The organism is Viridibacillus sp. NPDC093762, from assembly GCF_050279675.1.
Taxonomy (GTDB): Bacteria; Bacillota; Bacilli; order Bacillales_A; family Planococcaceae; genus Viridibacillus.
In genome coordinates this window covers 151,310-171,594 of the sequence record NZ_JBNNUK010000005.1, presented here as the reverse complement: position 1 = coordinate 171,594, position 20,285 = coordinate 151,310, and the positions used below count along the sequence as shown (strand labels likewise).

Annotated in this window: 21 protein-coding genes; 7 read left to right on the top strand and 14 right to left on the bottom strand. The window is 33.5% G+C overall.

The window, feature by feature from the left end:
* Positions 1-56: 56 nt before the first annotated feature.
* A complete protein-coding gene (locus tag ACQKM9_RS09185; protein WP_427734082.1) occupies positions 57-503 on the bottom strand; it encodes a GNAT family N-acetyltransferase in 447 nt (148 codons plus the stop codon).
* A 288-nt stretch (positions 504-791) separates the two neighbouring features.
* Between ACQKM9_RS09185 and ACQKM9_RS09180 the strand changes: the two genes are divergently transcribed.
* Positions 792-1,559, top strand: a complete 768-nt coding sequence (locus ACQKM9_RS09180; RefSeq protein ID WP_427734081.1) for an ABC transporter ATP-binding protein — start codon at positions 792-794, stop codon at positions 1,557-1,559.
* Complete coding sequence (locus ACQKM9_RS09175; protein WP_427734080.1) at positions 1,546-3,477, top strand: FtsX-like permease family protein; 1,932 nt, start codon at positions 1,546-1,548, stop codon at positions 3,475-3,477. Before ACQKM9_RS09180 ends, ACQKM9_RS09175 begins: the two co-directional genes overlap by 14 nt.
* A 450-nt stretch (positions 3,478-3,927) precedes the next feature.
* Here ACQKM9_RS09175 and ACQKM9_RS09170 read toward each other — a convergent pair whose 3' ends face one another.
* Entirely contained in the window at positions 3,928-4,689 is a 762-nt protein-coding gene (locus ACQKM9_RS09170) for an ATP-binding protein (protein ID WP_427734079.1), read from the bottom strand.
* Positions 4,690-4,940: 251 nt separating this feature from the next.
* Positions 4,941-5,624, bottom strand: coding sequence for a response regulator transcription factor (locus ACQKM9_RS09165; protein ID WP_427734078.1), 684 nt, complete (start codon positions 5,622-5,624; stop codon positions 4,941-4,943).
* 357 nt (positions 5,625-5,981) lie between these two features.
* Here ACQKM9_RS09165 and ACQKM9_RS09160 point away from each other — a divergent pair, with 357 nt between their 5' ends.
* Complete coding sequence (locus ACQKM9_RS09160) at positions 5,982-6,440, top strand: hypothetical protein (protein WP_427734077.1); 459 nt, start codon at positions 5,982-5,984, stop codon at positions 6,438-6,440.
* A gap of 119 nt (positions 6,441-6,559) precedes the next feature.
* Here the strand turns inward: ACQKM9_RS09160 and ACQKM9_RS09155 are convergent, their stop codons facing one another.
* Positions 6,560-7,120, bottom strand: a complete 561-nt coding sequence (locus tag ACQKM9_RS09155; RefSeq protein WP_427734076.1) for a histidine phosphatase family protein — start codon at positions 7,118-7,120, stop codon at positions 6,560-6,562.
* Positions 7,121-7,266: 146 nt separating this feature from the next.
* On the bottom strand, positions 7,267-7,974 hold the full coding sequence (locus ACQKM9_RS09150) for a hypothetical protein (protein WP_427734075.1): 708 nt from the start codon (positions 7,972-7,974) through the stop codon (positions 7,267-7,269).
* 187 nt (positions 7,975-8,161) lie between these two features.
* Between ACQKM9_RS09150 and ACQKM9_RS09145 the strand changes: the two genes are divergently transcribed.
* Positions 8,162-8,812 (top strand): hypothetical protein, encoded by a 651-nt coding sequence (locus tag ACQKM9_RS09145; protein ID WP_427734074.1) that lies wholly within the window; start codon positions 8,162-8,164, stop codon positions 8,810-8,812.
* A gap of 151 nt (positions 8,813-8,963) precedes the next feature.
* Here ACQKM9_RS09145 and ACQKM9_RS09140 read toward each other — a convergent pair whose 3' ends face one another.
* The 6 genes from ACQKM9_RS09140 to ACQKM9_RS09115 all read right to left on the bottom strand — a co-directional run bounded on the left by ACQKM9_RS09140 (position 8,964) and on the right by ACQKM9_RS09115 (position 13,901).
* Positions 8,964-9,497 carry an N-acetyltransferase family protein gene (locus ACQKM9_RS09140; protein WP_427734073.1) on the bottom strand — a complete coding sequence of 178 codons (534 nt, stop codon included), beginning with the start codon at positions 9,495-9,497 and terminating at the stop codon, positions 8,964-8,966.
* Between the two features lie 85 nt (positions 9,498-9,582).
* Positions 9,583-9,978 (bottom strand): hypothetical protein, encoded by a 396-nt coding sequence (locus ACQKM9_RS09135; RefSeq protein ID WP_427734072.1) that lies wholly within the window; start codon positions 9,976-9,978, stop codon positions 9,583-9,585.
* 182 nt (positions 9,979-10,160) lie between these two features.
* Positions 10,161-10,742, bottom strand: a complete 582-nt coding sequence (locus tag ACQKM9_RS09130) for a TIGR00730 family Rossman fold protein (protein ID WP_427734071.1) — start codon at positions 10,740-10,742, stop codon at positions 10,161-10,163.
* 895 nt (positions 10,743-11,637) lie between these two features.
* Positions 11,638-12,441: an arsenite methyltransferase gene (locus ACQKM9_RS09125; protein WP_427734070.1), complete on the bottom strand. Its 804-nt coding sequence runs from the start codon at positions 12,439-12,441 to the stop codon at positions 11,638-11,640.
* 99 nt (positions 12,442-12,540) lie between these two features.
* Entirely contained in the window at positions 12,541-13,593 is a 1,053-nt protein-coding gene (gene arsB / locus ACQKM9_RS09120; protein ID WP_427734069.1) for an ACR3 family arsenite efflux transporter, read from the bottom strand.
* Between the two features lie 2 nt (positions 13,594-13,595).
* A complete protein-coding gene (locus ACQKM9_RS09115; RefSeq protein ID WP_427734138.1) occupies positions 13,596-13,901 on the bottom strand; it encodes an ArsR/SmtB family transcription factor in 306 nt (101 codons plus the stop codon).
* Positions 13,902-14,359: 458 nt separating this feature from the next.
* Between ACQKM9_RS09115 and ACQKM9_RS09110 the strand changes: the two genes are divergently transcribed.
* From ACQKM9_RS09110 to nagE, 3 genes are all read left to right on the top strand, one after another.
* Complete coding sequence (locus ACQKM9_RS09110) at positions 14,360-14,842, top strand: PTS sugar transporter subunit IIA (RefSeq protein WP_427734068.1); 483 nt, start codon at positions 14,360-14,362, stop codon at positions 14,840-14,842.
* A gap of 42 nt (positions 14,843-14,884) precedes the next feature.
* A complete protein-coding gene (locus tag ACQKM9_RS09105) occupies positions 14,885-15,703 on the top strand; it encodes a PRD domain-containing protein (protein ID WP_427734067.1) in 819 nt (272 codons plus the stop codon).
* Between the two features lie 67 nt (positions 15,704-15,770).
* Positions 15,771-17,222, top strand: a complete 1,452-nt coding sequence (nagE, locus tag ACQKM9_RS09100; protein WP_427734066.1) for an N-acetylglucosamine-specific PTS transporter subunit IIBC — start codon at positions 15,771-15,773, stop codon at positions 17,220-17,222.
* Positions 17,223-17,743: 521 nt separating this feature from the next.
* Here nagE and ACQKM9_RS09095 read toward each other — a convergent pair.
* The 3 genes from ACQKM9_RS09095 to ACQKM9_RS09085 form a co-directional block, all read right to left on the bottom strand.
* Positions 17,744-18,406, bottom strand: a complete 663-nt coding sequence (locus tag ACQKM9_RS09095; protein WP_427734065.1) for a diphthine--ammonia ligase — start codon at positions 18,404-18,406, stop codon at positions 17,744-17,746.
* Positions 18,407-18,666: 260 nt separating this feature from the next.
* Positions 18,667-19,101: a hypothetical protein gene (locus ACQKM9_RS09090; protein ID WP_427734064.1), complete on the bottom strand. Its 435-nt coding sequence runs from the start codon at positions 19,099-19,101 to the stop codon at positions 18,667-18,669.
* Positions 19,102-19,352: 251 nt separating this feature from the next.
* The gene (locus tag ACQKM9_RS09085) at positions 19,353-19,994 is read right to left on the bottom strand and encodes an HAD hydrolase-like protein (RefSeq protein WP_427734063.1); all 642 of its coding nucleotides are present in this window, start codon (positions 19,992-19,994) and stop codon (positions 19,353-19,355) included.
* Between the last annotated feature and the right edge of the window lie 291 nt (positions 19,995-20,285).

Below are 20,285 nucleotides of genomic sequence, written 5' to 3'. Positions count from 1 at the left end.
CCCCTCATTTTTCTATAGTAACAGATTCTCTTTATATACAAGTTAGAACTATGTAATCAAAGCTTCAAACAATACAATTCCTCACCATCAACAATGCGCCCCGTATTCTTAAAGCCTAATTTCTCATATATTTTCTTCCCACGCTCATTGTTGGGTTCAGTTGATAAGTAGATTTCGTTGCATCCTTCTAGTTTCTTCATCTCTTCTATTACAAGTAAAATTGCTTTAGGACCATAACCATTTCCTTGAAACTTTCGATCAATCATTATTCTGCATAATTCAAAAAAGTTCTGCTCTTCAGAGAAACCATACATAGTAAAACCAATTAATTTGCCTTCTACTTCAATTGCCTTTGTAATCCATGTTTTTTCGAATTGCGCTTGCACAATTGATAATGCATTTGATGCGACAAATTCTTCGCATAATGTCGGCATACTCGCATTATTTGTTGTTAAAAAAACAACTTCCCCCCAATTTGATTTATCTATTTCTATTAGCTTCATATTTTCCCCGCCTTTAATTTTATGTTGAATTTTTTATTATCTATTCTATAAAATTGTAGATGTATTAAATCTTCAAATTACACTATTAATTTCAACATCCACCTATTTTTAACTCCACTTTATAATTATTATATAAATACGTACCCCCGCAAAGTCAATCCATATAACATACTTCCATTGTTACAAAAATGTAAGTTACGGGAACTACTTGTTTGGAAAATCGATGGAGAAGCCTCAGATTTCAATGTATTGTTAAAGTACAAACTAACTCTTGAAAGGAGTTTTAACATGGATGCAATTTTAAAAGGAAATGCGATACATAAAGTTTTTGGAGCAAAAAACAACATATATACTGCTCTTCATCATGTAGATGTAACGATTAACAAAGGGGAATTCGTTGGCGTTATGGGACCATCCGGAGCTGGTAAAACTACATTGCTGAATATCCTTTCAACAATTGATAAACCGACGTCAGGTAGTATTGTCATTGGGGGTGAATCAGTAAACTCAATGAAGGAAAAGGATTTAGCTAAATTCCGAAGAAAGCATCTAGGCTTTATATTTCAAGACTACAATTTGCTAGATTCCTTAACAATACAAGAAAATATTCTACTACCACTCTCACTAGCCAATTGGCCAGCTCAGGAGATGGAAGTTAAAGTACGAGAAATAGCCAACATACTGGGAATTGAAGCTATCTTAAACTCTTACCCTTACCAAGTTTCTGGAGGACAAAAGCAACGAGCTGCTGTTGCAAGAGCAATTATTACAAATCCAAGTTTAGTGTTAGCAGATGAGCCAACTGGAGCATTAGATTCTAAATCATCGACAGATCTTCTAAATACATTCAATGTATTGAACAAGGACTACGATTCGACTATCTTAATGGTCACACATGACGCTTTTGCTGCAAGTTATTGCAATCGAGTGCTATTTATGAAAGATGGACGCCTTTTCACAGAAATAGTCCGAGGAGACAAGGACAGAAAAGAGTTCCTTAACCTATTATTAAACACGCTTTCTACTATAGGGGGTGGGACCCATGAACATGTTTAATATTGTAAGGAAGAATATCAAACACAATTTCTATCAGTACTTTCTTTATATTGCATCAATGACACTCAGTATTACGATTTACTTTACTTTTTCATCACTACAGTACAATAAACAGATTAGCCAAGCTCTAACGGATACAGAAAAACTTGCATCAGCTTTTGGTGCTTCTTCTATCCTTTTACTACTATTTGTATCCATTTTCATCTGGTATTCGAATAACTTCTTTGTTAAAAGACGTAAAAAAGATATTGGTTTATATTCCTTATTAGGTGTTGAGAAAAAACAAATTGGTAGAATGCTATTTTATGAGAACTTTATAATGGGCATACTTGCACTCTTAATAGGGCTTGCAATCGGGGAATTATTCTCTGTTTTCTTCAGTATGATTCTGGTGAAATTAATGGGTTTTTCTATTACAATTACATTTACTATTAATTCAAGAGCAATCATACAGACTTTACTCGTATTTAGTGTGATTATTTTCCTTACTTCATTGCAAGGCTACTTTATTATTTATCGTTTTAAATTAATCGAGCTATTCCAAGCCACTAAAAAAGGCGAGAAAATAAATAAACCTTCTTTGTTGTTAGCGCTTCTTGCCATTGCAATGATTGGAGGTAGCTACTGGTTATTACAACTGTCTCCAGAATCGAGCAATTGGGATCAGAACTTTAACCGTACTATCATTATAATAATTATCTCCATGCTTGTTGGTTCGTTTTTGTTATTCCACTCCTTGAGTGCATTTATCTTTGTATTATTACAGAAGAATAAGTCATTTTATTTTAAGTGGTCTAATCTTTTAACTTTTACGCAATTAACAAATCGATTAAAGAGCAACGCCTTTATGTTCACTATTATTTCTATACTGAACGCAGTAACACTTATCGCTTTTGGATTTGGTTATAGTATTTATTACAATACTCTGGATCAGGTGAAAAGTTTTGTTCCATATAGTTATCAATATGAAAGTACTTCTTCTGAAGTAGATGCAAAAATTCGTGAATTAATCGCCTGGGACAATAATCATTCCCTTATCTTCGAACATGACTGGGAGTACACAATGGTGAAAGGCGATGCATCAGAGCTTAAGAAAGTTCCTGGGGGGTACTTTTACTTTGACGAATCATTTGCTGTTATATCCAATAAAACTTTCAATCAGCTAGCTGATAAATTAGATTTAGATCCAATTGCACCTTTAAAGAAAACAGAAGGTCTAACAATTATCAACAATTTCATTGGATCACAAGACCAGCAATCAAATATAAACAAATCGGTTTCGTTGCATTCAGCAACTGCGGATTCGAAAATAAAGATTATTGATAATAAATCATTTTCATTATTGAATGACCCTGTTCAACCTTTCTTAATAGTTGTAAATGACAAAAAATACAATCAACTTAGAGGTGAGAATACTCCTACTACAGTGCATGCTTTGAAAGTAAACAACGAAGCTAAATCTTCTGAACTAACAAAGAAAATCATGAAAGAGCTTCCTAGTGAAGTACATTTCTACAGTTTTTCAGATAGCTATCAAGAAGCACAATCTGTCTATGGATTACTGATCTTTATAAGCGGATTTTTGGGATTAGTCTTCCTTGCAGCTTCAGGAAGTATGATATATTTCAAAATGCTAACAGAAGTAACTGATGATAAAGTAAGGTATACAACATTAAAGAAGCTTGGCGTTCAAAAAAGCGAAATAATGCGCGTTATTGCTAAACAATATTCTGTTGTCTTTCTCCTACCTTTAATCGTAGGCATTACTCATAGTTGTATGATATTAACTGCTATCTCAAATTTAATGGATATCAACTTCATTATTCCTGTAATCATTTGTATCGTATCTTATACAATGCTTTATATTACTTACTATGTATTAACTGTTATTTCTTGTAACAAAATAGTGAATGTATAAAAAGGACACCAAAAGCGATACTATCTCCTAGACTGTAGACAAAATGCGAAGAAATTCGTGTTTGTCTACAGTCTTTTTTCTCTTGGCTTTACTAAATGCTAATATTGGTAATTACACAATCTTTGTCCTTTTTCCACCCCACTCATCACTAGGTAAAACAAACATTAAATTTTGACATAAGTAAACTATTGGTCTTTTAGATACTAATGTCGATAATAAGACCGTTGATTTCCGCTACGGTGGACGCTTTCCGCGGGCGAGCGCCAAATCGCTTCGTCGATACGCTCCTGCAGGGCCTTGAACTGTCTCGTTTTCCCGCAGGAGTCGCCACATTCACTCCACTCAACTACAAATGAAATATTAACGAATCTTTATGTTAATATTTGAAGAAAATCTTTAAATAACAAAATGAGAGGCAAGTACAAATAGGTGACTGCCTCTCATTTTGAATTATGTTATTGCATAGTAATCATGCAGTTTTGGGAAATGTATAGTAACAGCTGTAAAGTGGTTCTTTTCTGAAGTGATAGTGATTGAATGTCCTAACTTATTTGCCAATCTCTTAGCTAGATAAAGACCCATGCCCGTTGAGTTCCCGTGACTTCTTCCATTCATCCCAGTGAAGCCTTTATCAAAAACTCGCTGGATGTCGCCCTGTTCTACCCCTATCCCATTGTCTTTTATGATTAATCTTCTTTCTATCTCATCTTCTTCTGAAGAAATATTCACTTCCCCTTGAGGCGAAGTATACTTCAAAGCATTAGATAGAATTTGTGCCACAATATAAGCTAGCCATTTTTGGTCAGTTAGTATTTCTTTAGACTCTACTTCTAATGAAAGTTTTATCTTTTTTTGAATAAATATCTTGGCATTTTGTTTAATAATTGAACGAATCACTACGTCTAAATCAACAGGAACAATAAAATAATCTTGATTGAAATCATCCGCTCGAACGAAATAGAGTGCCTGTTCAACGTATCCCTCAATCTTTTCTATTTCTTCTTCTATACTATTCAAAACCGGATTTTCCTTCTCATTCTCAATAATTAAACGACTAACTGATATAGGTGTTTTAATTTCATGGAACCATGATGTCATATAATCTATTGTTTCTTTTTTATCATTTATAATATTCGTGACTTTTTGCTGATGCTGTTGATTTACTTGCTTTAATACTTCTTGAAACATCTGCTGTTCCAATGTTTTAGGCATCGGCAACTCTTCCTGGATTAAAAAACCATCTCTACAACTACTCTTCAACGCAATAAAATGTTTTTTGATAAAATAGTATTCTATACAAATGTACAAGAAAAACAAACAAGTTGAGATAAGATACAGGTAGAGTAGATTATTTATTGGGATTGAAAGTCTTGGGTTGATAAAGATCATTACTGTGATAAACGACATGATCATAATATAGGTTAAGATTAGTCGCCTCTGAAAGAACAAATGCTTCCAAATACTCATATTAGCATATACCCTTGCCCTTTCTTCGTTTGAATATAATCTTTCACACCCATATCTGTTAGTTTACGACGTAATCGATTTATATTAACCGTCAATGTATTATCATCAATAAAACTCTCATCTTCCCATAATGCACGCATTAGTGCATCACGACTAATAATTTCATTCTTATTTTCAAAAAGAACAGTCAATATTTTAAATTCATTTTTAGTGAGCTCACTTTCTTGCTCGCCAAACTTAACAGTTGAATTCTTTAAGTTTAAAGTCAAATCATTATGTTTTAGAACATCTAAACTAGGTGAAAGATATGTATACGTTCTACGCACTATCGCATTAATCTTCGTCACGAGTATATCCATTGAGAATGGCTTCTGGATAAAATCATCCCCGCCCATATTTATGGCCATCATAACATCCATCTTCTCATTACGGGACGACACAAATACAATGGGTACATTAGAATACTTCCTAATTTTCTCGCACCAATAAAATCCATCATAATAAGGTAAATTAATATCTAACAATACTAAATGAGGTTTTACTGACAAGTATTCTTCTTCTACTTTTTGAAAATCCTTTACCGAAAATACATCATATCCCCATTTGATTAAGTTTTCTTCAACCATTTGAGCAATCTTTTGTTCATCTTCGACAATCATAATGTTAAATTTGTCATCCATCTTTCATTACTCCTACCAATTAATTGATTTTTATCCACTCTATGCAATTATTATAAACCATTCCTCTATAAGATTTGAACCACGTTAAAGTTGATTAAGTGTCATTTTCTTGTTCTGAGATAAATGATTCGCTACAAGAATTTCATTTAATGAATAAATTAATTGTTTCAAGTGTATTCATGGTCATGAATAACAACTCGGAGCATATGTTAATATACTGTCCATAATGGGTTATCCACTTTAACCGTATGTAATGAAAGATTTATTTGCTTACCACTACAATTAAATGGGGTATTGTTATAAAAGTGTATAATTAGACAATTGGAGAATATCAAAATTTCTAAGGAGGAGTTGAGGGTGAAACGCTTTTCACGTTATTTCATTTCGTTCATAATTATCGGTGTGATGATTTACCTTGGACTTAGTTATAAATTGCATTTAGAAAAGGAAGCCTCCACAACATATATTATTCTTCCCTTGATAAGGTTTTCTTTCGCATTCCCTATTATTATCGGAATATTACTTCGTTTACCTAAATTGATTGTTGAAATTAAAGAAAAGAAACAATGGACTTTTGATTGGATAAAGATTATAGTCATTGCTTTACCAGCATTACTTATAGCTATGTCCCCATTCTTGACTTACACATTTATAGGCCAGTATTTTTACTTTGCAAATGAATTAATTGTTTCACAAAGTACATTATTAATAACAATTGGTGGAATTATTTTTGGCTATGTATTATTAGATAGTTTAATAATAGACCGTGAAGTAAAGACTGATTCGTTAGTGAATAATGAAAAGACCATTCATTAAAGAATGGTCTTTTTTCATCTTGTAACTACTACTCACGGCATGTTAGGCGGATTACTTCCCCTAATTCTAATCGTAATATAATGATTTTGTTGATATTTTATTAAGCATATAATTCAGTACTAAAATCTTTTTTTCTCTCTAGCTAATAAATGATAACCATCAAAAGTTAATTGATAAATATCTGGTTTTTCGGTCGATTTCCAAAAATCATACCCAAAGGAAGGTTCAAAGTAATTTAATATAGATACCATGATATTACCGTGTGTTCCAATAGCTACATTTTCAAAGTCTGGATTCCCCAAAATTTTAAACATAATAGGTAATGATCTATTTTGAGCTTCTCTGACTGACTCTCCACCTTCTAAACAAAAGTCTATATTCTCGAATGACTTCATAAGTGCTAAATCTATTTCATTTTGAGGTAATTTATATTGCCCTTTAATCGCTCGTTCTCTTAGACTTTCTTCAATGATTATATTAGAAGGTTCAATTAGTCCATCCAACGTCTGTATTGCTCGTTTATAGGGGCTAGAAAACACCGCATCAAACTCTATTTTATTTAATGATCTAACAAGTTTTTCTGCAGATTCTTTTCCTTTTTCAGAAAGGGGACGTTCACGTTCTTGACCAAAGATAAATGGAGATTCGGCATGTCTAATAAAGTAAATAGTAGTTTTCAAATTTTCACCTCATATATTTATTTAGTGATAACGGACTGACCTAACTCAAGTAATAAATTTAATTAGCCAATTGTAAACGATGTCTTAAAACTACAAAGTACATATTTATCTAATCTCTTAAACTTCGAGATGATTAAGAGATTTCATCAATAAAAGTATTCTTCATCTTGCCATTTACCATTGTATAAACATCCACCTTTTAGGTATACAATTTCTCCATCACTATTTTGCCCCACCTTATATCTATTTCTTTCACACAAACTAATGGAAGGAGTATAGCAAAAAATTTCAACATCATTTAATTGATAACCCTCATAACTATACTCTTCCATATATAATTCTTTAGACATACCAAGTTGACTTGTCTCATATTTTAATAATTTCCCGTCTTTATATTCGCATCTTGAAATGTTAGATATAGAATTGTTTCGTTGTACAGTTATACCTACTTCAATATCCTTGTCATGAATAATGAACTCTTGAAATTGAGTACCAAATTCATCATTATGCTGAACATATATTAATTTCCCTTGCTTATTAAAGCCATATTTAAATGAGAATTTTTTTGAAAAGCGTTTTAGTATTTTACCTCGTTTTGTTCCTCCAACTATATAAGTAAAAACAAGACTTGGGCAATAATACCCTCTGTGCACCATTGTTTCTCCGCCTTTTGTATAGATAACAGAATCTATATCTTTAGAAATTGTATTCTCTAGAGATGCTATTTCTTTTCTATAAAAATGAGCGAGTTCCTTATGGTTTGCTAATATATCCTCGTATCGCTTAAATTCTATTGAATATACATTTTTATTTCTTTTCTTAAACCATTCATCAAAATTTACTGGTTCCAACATAATAGTAACTCCTTATTTTCTTTCACTGTTTGATTCTACTTAAAATTCTTTTTTTAATACCTAAAAATAAACATATAAACTCAAATAATCCATTTTGTAGTATAATTTTCCATATAGAGAAATAGGAATAAATTAGTAAGTAACAATCGTTTTATATCCTTATTTATCGAGAAAGGAGCTACAAAAGATGTTAAATACTATTTTCACTATAATTTTTATCTTTGGTATTTACTATTTAATTCGATATCACATTAATTTAAGGAAAGCAATTCAACTCTCAAAAGACGCTCTCTATCCTAGTAAGGAGAAAGAGTTTAAAAGCATAGTTATCCCTACTGAGTGGCGGGAAATGGAGTGTCTTAGCAAAAATACGAAGTCTTACCAATATGTTAAATGGGGAACCGTAGTTGCAATTTTACTATTAGTCATTTTGTTTGTGATTGTTCTATTAACAGATGTATTAGGAACTTCTTCATTTAGTATTGTTTCTTTATTTTTTGTGATTATTTCCGCCATTAAACATCGTGGTAATTTGTTCATATTAGCAAATGGCATAATCTTTGATAGCAAGTTCTATTCTTTCAGTCATATAATAGGTTATGAAGTAGAAAAAATAAGTCGTTGGCATGAGCTCTATGGACTTGACCCCAAAATAAATAATGGTTATAAACTTACTTTAAACATAAAAAACAAGCCTTTCTTACCTAATTTCATTGTAGTAAAAGATCATGCAAGCCTTGAAAAAATTGTAGATTTACTTGAAAAAGAGGGTATTTCGGGGATAATAAATGAAGAGAAACCTTATTCTACTGTCAACACATCTACTAATAAATTTTAAGATATTAAATTTGCAGGTATATGAGTGCTTCACAATTGATAGATTATGATCCAATTAATAATAAATAGATTTCTTATCAATAAAATAGAGCATGTTTTGATTAATCATTCAAAACATGCTTTATTTAATTTCCAGCATCAATTTGTTGTATTTAATGTTCAGAATCCCTATATACCATTGTGATAGATGTGCCTGATATACCATATTCTTGAAACCCTATTTTATTATATATATGTACAGCGTCACTATTATCTGGATCCACACTTAAAGAAATTGACTTATATCCCTCTGCCATAGCAAGCTGTATGATTTTATTCATCAGTAAAGTTCCAATTCCCTTTCCTCTACCATTCTCGCAAACAGCTATTCCTAATTCAGGCGTGTTGTCATCGATATATCCATAGCCTTGATTATTCTCTTCAAATAATCTGTACCAGACCGCTCCTACTTTTTGGTTTTCTTCATCGATTGCAATTAATGCTCTATCCCCCGCTCTTCCCCAACCTTCATGATATTTTCTAATGTGTGGGAGGTTTAGTAACTCTTCTCTAGTCGGTTTATTCTCTGGAATATGGATTGACTCATATAACATGTCCAATAAAAACTCATGCTCATTTTCTACAAGATTTCTTATAAGTAACAATATGTATGCAGCTCCTTTTCCTTTGGTGAATCTGTTTATCAATTACTATTTTATATAATATAAGATGTAGTTATTCTCAAATATGTATGTCCAGTAACTATAAATAAGTGCTTTTCTCTTAAAATCACTATTCGTCAAACAATTGAAGATCTTTCACTGTTTTAGTGAATGGCAAATATTCAACACGGCATTCATACACATCATTGTAGTAACCTGGTTTATTATAAGTGAGATCCATCCCGTTTACTGTAATTCTTGTATCACCGCCACCGCGACGACTATGTTTTCTTGTCAGTTCGCAAGTTCCCTGTTCAACTTTCTCATTATTCATGGCAATAGCCACTATATCAAGCCACGTGAATAATGAAACACCTAGTCCTAACAACATTAAACTGATTGAAACAAAAATATGTAGTTGCCAATCAATATTTGCACGTCTTTTCTTAAAAATACGAATTGTACATATCAGCCCTGCTATGAACAGGACTGTAAAAAATAATGAAGCTAAAATAAAACTAAACACTTTAATTCCCCTTAAACAAATTAATAAACTCTATACAAGTAAAAAAATAACTTAATCAATTGAAAGTCGTTTACCATGGTAATCTAACATTTTCCTGAATTTTTTACTTAAGCGCTTTTGAAATCCCTCTTACTATTACAACAGGCCATGGTCTATATATACCATAGCCTGTTTTTTAACTATCACTTTTGTTTTTCAGTAATATAAGATTTTACAGTTGGTGCTTCATATGCATTAAATTGATCGAGTAGTCCACTTGGTTCTACATCTACTAGCGCCATAGTACGGTACTTTTCATGTAAGAACTGTTCATCAGACATATGATTAAATAAAGCAATAAGTGGATCAAAATAATGATTAATATTTAAGAGTCCACAAGGTTTTTGATGTAATCCTAGCTGAGCCCAAGTGAAAACCTCAAAAAATTCTTCTAATGTTCCTGGGCCACCCGGCAACGCCATAAATCCATCTGCAAGTTCTGCTATTTTTTCTTTTCTATCATGCATAGAATCTACTACGATTAGTTCAGTTAGATTCTTATGAGAGATTTCTCTTTTTTCTAGAAAACTTGGCATTACTCCAATAACTTTTCCACCCGCTTCTAATACAGCATCTGCAACTGCACCCATGACACCTACACTTGCCCCTCCGTATACAAGTGTAATATCACGTTTAGCCAACTCTTTACCCAATTTTTTTGCCACTTCTACATAGATATTCGAAGCACCATTACTTGATCCACAAAATACCGCTAGAGTTTTCAATATATATCACGTCCCATTATGTAATCTTTCTTACATATCATACATTACTTTGAAATTGCATTAACATCAATACCGATTAACGCAAACCATTATTTTACTTTTATGTATTTTTAATTTAAAATTAATTATTATAAGCACTTTTATTAAGTATGATTTTCAGATACTTTAAAGAAAGGGTGATCACGTATGCTGCTAATTTTTGATTGGTTGGATAGCTGGTTAGCTAGTGATATTATGCATTTTAATTTGTTTGTTGGGGCGTCTTTGATTATCTCGATGATTGCTATTTTCATACTGTTTATTTCAAGCAAAAGAATAGCGAGTAAAGGTGAGAAATTTTCTAATATCAATTACAAGATAACTTCTTCTATGTATACTTCATTGCTTATTTTGCTAGCTGTGTATATGTATTGGGTACCTTCAGGGACTTTGTATTCTAGGCAATATTTAATAATGTTTATATCACTTTCATTTTTTATTGGTGCTGTTTCCAGCATTTTTTATTACTATAAAGCATGTTGATAGAAGCGTATGGAATTTTTAAAAATGACTCCGCTATTTTAGGAAGGCACTGAAAAATACCATAAAATGAATTTTAGCTGTGGCTTTTTCTTCGATGCCGTTAATTTCCGTTCCGGCGGACGCTTTCCTGGGGACGAACCTTGAAGCTATTAAATGTAGAATAAGGGAAATACAAAAAAACACCGGCACTTTCTGTTCAAAATCGAACAAAAAGTGCCGGTGTTTACTATTGAAGAACATTTCATTTTAAAAACGTAAGTTTTTCAGTGCCCTCCTATTTTAGCGAAGTCATTTTTTACTCAATTATTTTGATTTATATAATTTGTTCTAACTACCACTTTTATCCATTTCATATCAAAAGCTGTATATCATTCTATTTCTCAGCTTGAATAATAGCCGATACGATATATTCTTCCACTTGATGTCCTGGTGCCCATTCATTGATAAATTCTTTCGACTCATCTTTAGGAGTGATTTTAATATTTTTAAATCCCGCTTCTTGCAAGTTAGCCTTCAATTCTTCGATTGGTGAAGCCCCTGTAATGCAGCCTGAATATAGCGCTATTTTTTGTTTCATGTCAATTGGTAAAGTTGTTGTTAAAATTACATCTGAAATGGCTAAACAACCGCCTTCTTTTAGAACACGGTATGCCTCTTCAAAAACGCGCAATTTATTTGGTGATAAATTTATGACACAGTTTGACATGATAACATCGACAGATTGATCTTCAACTGGTAAATTTTCAATCTCACCTAGGCGAAATTCTACATGATTAAATTGCGGTTTATCTGCGTTTTTCCGGGCTTTTGAAATCATTTCTGGTGTCATATTTACACCAATGACTTTCCCATTTGAACCCACTTTAGGCGCAGCTAAGAAGCAGTCGAATCCCCCAGCAGAGCCTAAATCTAGAACAGTTTCACCTTCTTTTAAAGCTGCAATTGCTTGTGGATTCCCACATCCTAATCCCATATTGGCACCATTCGGAATGCTTGTAAGTTCTTCAGTTGTGTAACCCATTTTTTTTGAAATCTCTTTTACAGAGCTATTTTGATTTTCATCGGGTGTGCAACAGCTCGGAGCACAGCAACTGTTTGTATCAATATTTTTTAACGCTACTCGTTTATAGTTATCACGCACCCCTTGGCGTATTTGATCGTTTTTCATTTCTGTCATTTTTTACCCTCCGTCTACATGCATACATAAGTGTTCACTTATATAATACTTTAAAATAAAACCTAGACAATGCTAGGCGTAAATCGTGTGATTCAATACTTACAATTTAACTTCAAAATATTTCTTTTTCCATCTAAGCGCTACTCCTACTAGAGCTATTAACACCGGTACTTCGACAAGCGGACCAATAACAGCGGCAAACGCGGCACCACTATGGATACCAAACACACCAACAGCTACTGCTATCGCTAATTCAAAGTTATTGCTAGCAGCAGTAAATGAAAGTGCTGCTGTAACTGGATAATTTGCTCCTGCCTTTCTTGAAGCAAAGAACGACACGACAAACATGATCAAGAAATAGATTAATAGAGGAATGGCTATACGAATTACATCCACTGGTAATTCAATAATCTTATCCCCTTTTAAAGAAAACATCATGACAATAGTGAACAATAATGCAATCAATGTTAATGGAGAAATCTTAGGAATGAAGTGATTTTCATACCACTCGATCCCCTTCACTTTAATACCAATAATGCGCGTTAAAATACCTGCAACAAATGGGATACCTAAGTAAATTAGTACACTTTTTGTAATTTCCCACATTGAAATAGAAATATTTAGATTTTCTAATCCAAACCAGCCAGGCATGATATTTAAAAAGAAATAGGCAAATACAGAATAGAATAAAATTTGGAATACAGAGTTAAAGGCAACTAGCCCTGCCACATACTCGTTGTCCCCTCGCGCCAAATCATTCCAAACAATGACCATTGCAATACATCTCGCTAGGCCAATCATAATTAGCCCCGCCATATACTCTGGATAATCATGTAGGAAGATGATGGCTAGGAAAAACATTAAGAACGGGCCTAATAGCCAGTTTTGTATTAGTGAGAGCAATAGAACTTTCCAATCTTTAAATACACGCCATATCTCTTCATATTTTACTTTAGCAAGAGGTGCATAAAGCATGACAATTAATCCGATAGCAATTGGAATAGACGTAGTACCTACCGAAAAAGTATCTAATGTATCTTTAAAATTTGGTGCAATGACGCTTATAAGAACACCTAACCCCATTGCAATGAAAATCCACAACGTTAAATACCGATCTAAAAAAGATAGCTGTTTGGTTAACCGTTTCTCCACCTTCAATCATCCCCTTCTTGGGAAGAACAAGTTGGTCCACAATGCTTAAATGAGATTGGTTCTAATTCATCAATAATTGCTTGGATATATGGAGATTGTTCTTCATGTAATCGATAATGTTTCCAAGTCCCTTTTTTTCTTTCTAAGATGATGCCAGCCTCTTTTAATTTACGTAATTGTTGACTAACAGCTGGCTGTGAAACCTGCAGGACATCAACTAAATCACATACACAGACCTCGCCTTGCTTTAAACAGGCTAACAACTTTAAACGGTTTGCATCACTTACGGCCTTTAACTGTTTTTCCATTGCTGTTAAAGAATCCACAATCCCACCTCTTTTATATAATCATTCGCTTATATAAGCGTACTCTTATATTATGAAGTATGCAAGTATATAAAATTTTTTTAATCCTTCATTTAAAATTCTAAAAAACAAGGTGCACGCTCTTCTATAATCTCTTACTAAAATAACTTGATTAAGTTCGATGTATTTTTTCTGAAACTTGTACTTAAAACTATATCCCCTTCATATAATTCATTACAAATGTTACAAAATTTTAACTTTTTTTCACATTTCTATTGAATAGTAAAATATTTAATGATATTATCTGAATATTAACTCAATAACGAGTCGCATGTTACTGATACGATCAGGCATGGTGGTAAACAGAGCAGTTGTAAAAAACTACTTTGTTGCCCCCATGCCTTTTTTACGCTTTTCTATTGCGGCAGCGTTATCACATTACTCAACAAAGGAGTTTTTTCATGCTATCAAATTTATTTAAAAAACGTAGTTTAGAAGTTTTGGCACCTATAAATGGAGAGATTATTCCATTAGGTGAAGTTCCTGATCCCGTCTTCAGCCAAAAAATGATGGGAGAAGGTGTCGCTATTATCCCTTCAAATGGGCGTGTTCATGCCCCTGTAGAAGGAGAAATAGTTCTCGTTTCAGATACAAAGCATGCCATAGGAATACGCTCGACCGACGGTTCAGAAATTCTCATTCACATTGGTTTGGAAACGGTCTCATTAGGGGGAAAAGGATTTACTGTATTTGTAAGTGCAGGTGATAAAGTTTCTACTGGGCAAGTTCTTATCGAAGTGGACTGGGAATATATTCGAGAAAACGCAAAAAACATAGTTACACCAATCATTGTTACTAATAGCACTGACAAAGACATTCAATGCCATTATTCAAAAACAGGTATTCAAGATAAAACCATCTTAATGACCATCTCTGCTAAGTAGTGAATCATTAAATTATCGTAAGTAAGGGAGAGATCGCTTTCGATGAAAATAACGAAGATTCTCAATAATAATGCCGTAGTTGTACTAGATAACGAGCGTGAGAAGATTGCTGTGGGATCGGGAGTTGCTTTTAATAAAAAACGAAACGATATCGTTAATCTAGATAGAATAGAAAAAATATTTGTTATGAGGGAAAATGACAAACTTCAACAATTATTAAGTCGAATACCTGAAGAACATTTTACAATCTCCGAAGAAATTATTTCGTACGCTCAGGAATATATTGGTGGAAAGTTAGACGAACGTATTCATATTGTACTTACTGACCATGTATCATTCGCTATTGAAAGATTAGAAGATGGTATTCAACTCAATAACAAGCTTTTACCTGAGATAAAAATCTTATATAGGAGAGAATTTGAGATTGGTCTTTGGGCAATACAACATATAAAAGAAAAATGCCAAGTTGAAATGCCGGAAGATGAAGCTGCTTACATCGCTCTTCATATCCATACGATGAAATTACAAGGAGGCGATTTACATCAAACGTTAAAGCAAACGACGATTATTCGGAATATGGTTCAAATTATTCAAAAGAAATTAAACATACATCTCGAGGAAAACGACATATCCTATCATCGTCTAATCACTCATTTACGATTTGCTTTAACAAGGATGAATCATTATGAGCTTCATACAATGGATGAAGAAATGCTTGTCATGATTAAAAAGAAATTTCCTTATTCGTACAATTGCGCCGTCGAAGTGACCAAAGAGTTAAAGAAGTTGCATGGTATTGACTTACCAGATCATGAGTTAGGTTACATTGCGGTTCATATAGAAAGGTTACAAAAGCAATAAAAACTCGATATTATTTTATTTTTTTAAACGCAGTTTTCTAAATATTCTGTATTGGAGTGAATTATGTATGATGAAATATCTACAAAAGCTTGGCCGTTCATTAATGTTACCAGTAGCTGTTTTGCCAGCAGCGGCAATTTTGATGGGTATCGGCTATTGGATTGACCCTGATGGCTGGGGTTCTGGAAATGTATTAGCAGCTTTCTTAATTAAAGCTGGAAATGCAATTCTTGATAGTCCAAATATGTCTATACTGTTTGCCGTAGGGGTAGCTTTAGGTATGTCAAAAAATAAAGATGGTTCTGCTGCTTTAAGTGGATTAGTTGCCTTCTTAGTTGTGACAACATTGCTTTCTACAGATTCGGTAGCAATGCTACTAGGCATTGATGTAGCAGATGTAAACCCTGCTTTCGGAAAAATCGCAAATCAATTTATAGGTATTTTATCTGGAATTACCGCGTCAATTATGTACAATCGCTTTAGTCGTACTCAATTACCTGATTTCTTAGCATTCTTTAGTGGTAAACGATTAGTTCCCATAATGACAGCTGCTTCTATGCTAGTCGTTTCTGCGGCATTGTTCTTTATCTGGCCAGTTGTATATTCTGCATTAGTTAGTTTTGGTGAAGGTATTAGTGGATTAGGTGCTACTGGTGCAGGGTTATACGGATTCTTTAACCGCCTATTGATCCCAACAGGATTACACCATGCATTGAACTCCGTATTTTGGTTTGATGTTGCTGGCATAGAGGATATAGGTAATTTTTGGAAAGGAACTGGCACAAAAGGTGTTACCGGAATGTATCAAGCAGGTTTCTTCCCAATCATGATGTTTGGATTACCAGCTGCTGCTTTAGCAATGTATCATACTGCTAAAACAAAAAGAAAAAAACAAGCTGCTTCTTTAATGTTAGCTGCAGGTTTCGCTGCATTCTTTACAGGGGTAACTGAACCACTTGAATTTGCATTTATGTTCTTAGCACCAGCTCTTTATGTAGTACATGCTGCTTTAACAGGTTTATCCTTATTTATCGCTGCAACATTCCACTGGACAGCAGGTTTTACATTTAGTGCGGGTTTCATCGACTTCTTCTTAAGTTCTAGATTACCACTTGCTAACCAACCTTTAATGTTAATCGTCCAGGGCTTAGTATTTGCAGTCATTTACTATTTCATATTCCGATTCTTAATCGTGAAATTCAACTTGAAAACACCTGGTAGAGAAGACGATGAAGATGTAGAAATAGATGAAGCTGGAGACACTACATCAGGTAATAAATTCTCAGACATGGCATCTAAAATTTACGATGCGTTAGGTGGCGATAAAAACGTAACTTCCGTTGACCACTGTGCAACTCGACTACGTATAGAAGTAAAAAATATGGATGTTGTTGATCAAAAGAAAATTAAGGCTACTGGTGTTCCTGGTATTAATATAGTAGGACCACAAAGTATTCAAGTAATCGTAGGAACAAATGTACAGTTTGTTGCAGATGAGATTGAAAAGATACGAAAATAATAATAATTTACTAGACTGAGTTGTTAAATGCTCAGTCCTTTTTATAAAAATTTCTAAATAAATCAGCATTCATACAAATCAAACATTAAAGAGAGATTGTTGCTCTGTAATAAAGTTTGTTAGTTTATAACCAAATCACCTATTTAGTTTTTCTAAGAGCATTTTGGGATATTTATGTACTTAAACCTATGGGATAGCGCGCTGTCTATTCCCAAAAGCTATCTCTATTTCTACCAAGACAACGCATTGCCACAAGGAGAGGACTTCGGCTGGCATCCGCATATGTCCATACGGCTCGGCCAGTCCCGTCTGATCGTCGGCGATGGCGACCACTTTACGGATACGCGTACAAGGCCGGATATGGTAGCACAGAAGTTTTACGAGGCGGGCCGGGAATGACTATAGAATTATGATAAAGAAAGAATTTATTTTGATCACACTTTATTATTAAGTTTCAGAGATCAAACGATTAGTTGAAGAAACAGAGTTATAGGGACCGCACTAATACTGCGGTCCTTTTTTCATTTTTCTTCTAACGAAACTGGAGAGAAAACATAATTTCCTTTTTCTACAGGAGCAGAAATGGAGATAGGAACACGCTCAGAGAAAATAGGTCCATCAACTACAATTGTGTGATATTCCCCGTTCTCTCCACACGCATCTATTCCTGCTGTTTCTAGTTCTTCCACTAATTCTTTTGTCAATCTTTTCCCAACATAAGAAGCAGGCATCATAGTTGTATTCACTACAATAATCCACGACTCAAAACCAGCTTCTAACAGTTCCTCTACCACTGACCTTCTCGACATTTTCCATAATGGATGAACTGCAATAATATCCGATTTCTCACATGTTGTCTGGACCCACTCTAAATGACCTTCCAGATCAATATCACCGAACACTCCGTGTGTAATCCCTTCAGTCCGACATGCATTCATCGCATCTATAAATTGTTCCTCATATGAGGTCCAACTTGCAGGTTTAGTTAAAAGGGGTACCCCTAATTTATCCACTTGTGCTTGTACAACTTCTAAAGGAACTGCATGTGACTTAGAAATCTCACCATCATCCTCAAACATCGTTAAGATTTTCTTCGGAATCATCCCTAATTGCAGTGCTCGATAATATGCCAGCGCCGAATCTTTCCCACCACTCCAAGAAGCAACGAAATGTACGTTTTTCATAGTAGAATCACTCCTTTTTATTGCATGTGTTAGAATCAATTATTAATCGTTTCTAACACAGGTACATAATTAATCTTTTTATTGAACTTAAAACTTAGAGCTACATCCCAAATAGGATCTTAAAAGGTACCCATTATACTAATTTACAAGTTTTATATCTCCATATTTTACTACATTGACAGCATAAATGTATTATTAGACCCTTCGTATAATATCTCCAGTGCGATTAGTTAGGATTATCAACTAATCTAAGTTCTTTATTACCTATTTAATAACTCATTTCTTTTGGCTCTCATATTTTTAATGAATAATATAGTTGAACATACTAAACCACCAACTAGACACTGAACTATACTGCTCATATATAAAAGTGCACCTATCCCCTCTAGCATAAAGTCTTTTGGATAGTATGGACCCCAATCTCGAAATGTAAATCCAAGGTCCAAAAAGTAAATAGCAAGTCCAATCCCACAGCTTATAATAATGAAAAGAAAGTTATTAAAAAAATATCCCCCTCTACTTTCAGATTCTATTTTATAGTTGATTGCCAATAAAACTATCGGCGTAAATAAAATAATTTCTGCTTGTAATGTCGACAACTCCCTTGCATTCCCTATATGTTTGAGCAACACCACTAATGAATGAATGCATAATACAGGTACTATATTAAGTAATACTAAGTTTTTAAATCTCATCAGATTCTCCTAATCAAATTATTAAACACTACCTAAAAAGAGAAAAATTAATATAAATAGTGTATTATTGCACTTATATTTTATAGTATTTTTTATTAATATGCTAGATAAATTAATATCGTTTTTTCATAATGGCTATATCTTAATCTAATAAAAATGCTAGTGTTTATCACTTCTTAATTCAGGTTCCATAAAAATAAAAAAATACCCCTTATGGTAGACTGTAAATCTTCAACCATAAGGGGTACAGTTTATAATATTGTAATTAGTTCCTTTAAATCATCAATGACTTTATCTGCTTTTTCTAGTTCTGTAGTCTGAGCGAAATCGAAATTGACACCAATAGAGAGTAACTTATTGTCTTTTGCAGCAAGAATGTCTGATAAACGATCCCCGACAACTACCCCATTTTCAATTTTATTTTCTAGTAAAATCATCTTTACCAAATCCGATTTATGTCCAGAAGGAATGGTCTGAATACTGTATACTTTTTTGAAAAATCTATGTAGCTCGTAAGTATCAACAATCGATTGTAAATAAGAAGCTTGTCCATTACTCGCTATATATAAATCGTATTTTAAGCTAAGCGTTTCAAGTACAAGTTCAGCGTGAGGATATAAGTCACCTTGTTTATCTTTTATCAGATTAATCGTCTTTTCGTGAAAAATCTCATTATTCTTTTCACGCATCTCTGGGGAATGTTGTGGGCATAACGTTTCCCAAACAACCGGTAAAGGCACTCCCATTATTTCTCGGTATGTATTGATTGGCGTATCCTCATCCCATGATCCATTGGCTCTTAAGATATCAAATGTTGCTGCCAAAGCAGGTTCTAAGATCAAATTTGTTTGAAACAATGTACCATCCATATCAAAAATAATTGCTTGTTTCATTAATAAGCCACCTATCATTCTTGATTACAATTTCACAATTCTACTATCATCTTCTAATAGTACAGGAGTTCATCTCGTTGTTGTACATATAGTGTAGCATTCTTTCTCTTTTGTACCTTAAATGTTGGGAACATTACCTTTGCATTCACCAAATAAGCCATAAAAACTACCATACCGTAATCAAGTACATTCGCTTTCAAAAAGCTATTACGATAAGCTTTTGATTATTTTACATTTAACTCTTGAAAGTTAACCACTCTATTCTTGCATAATTTAATCGCTTCTTTTAGA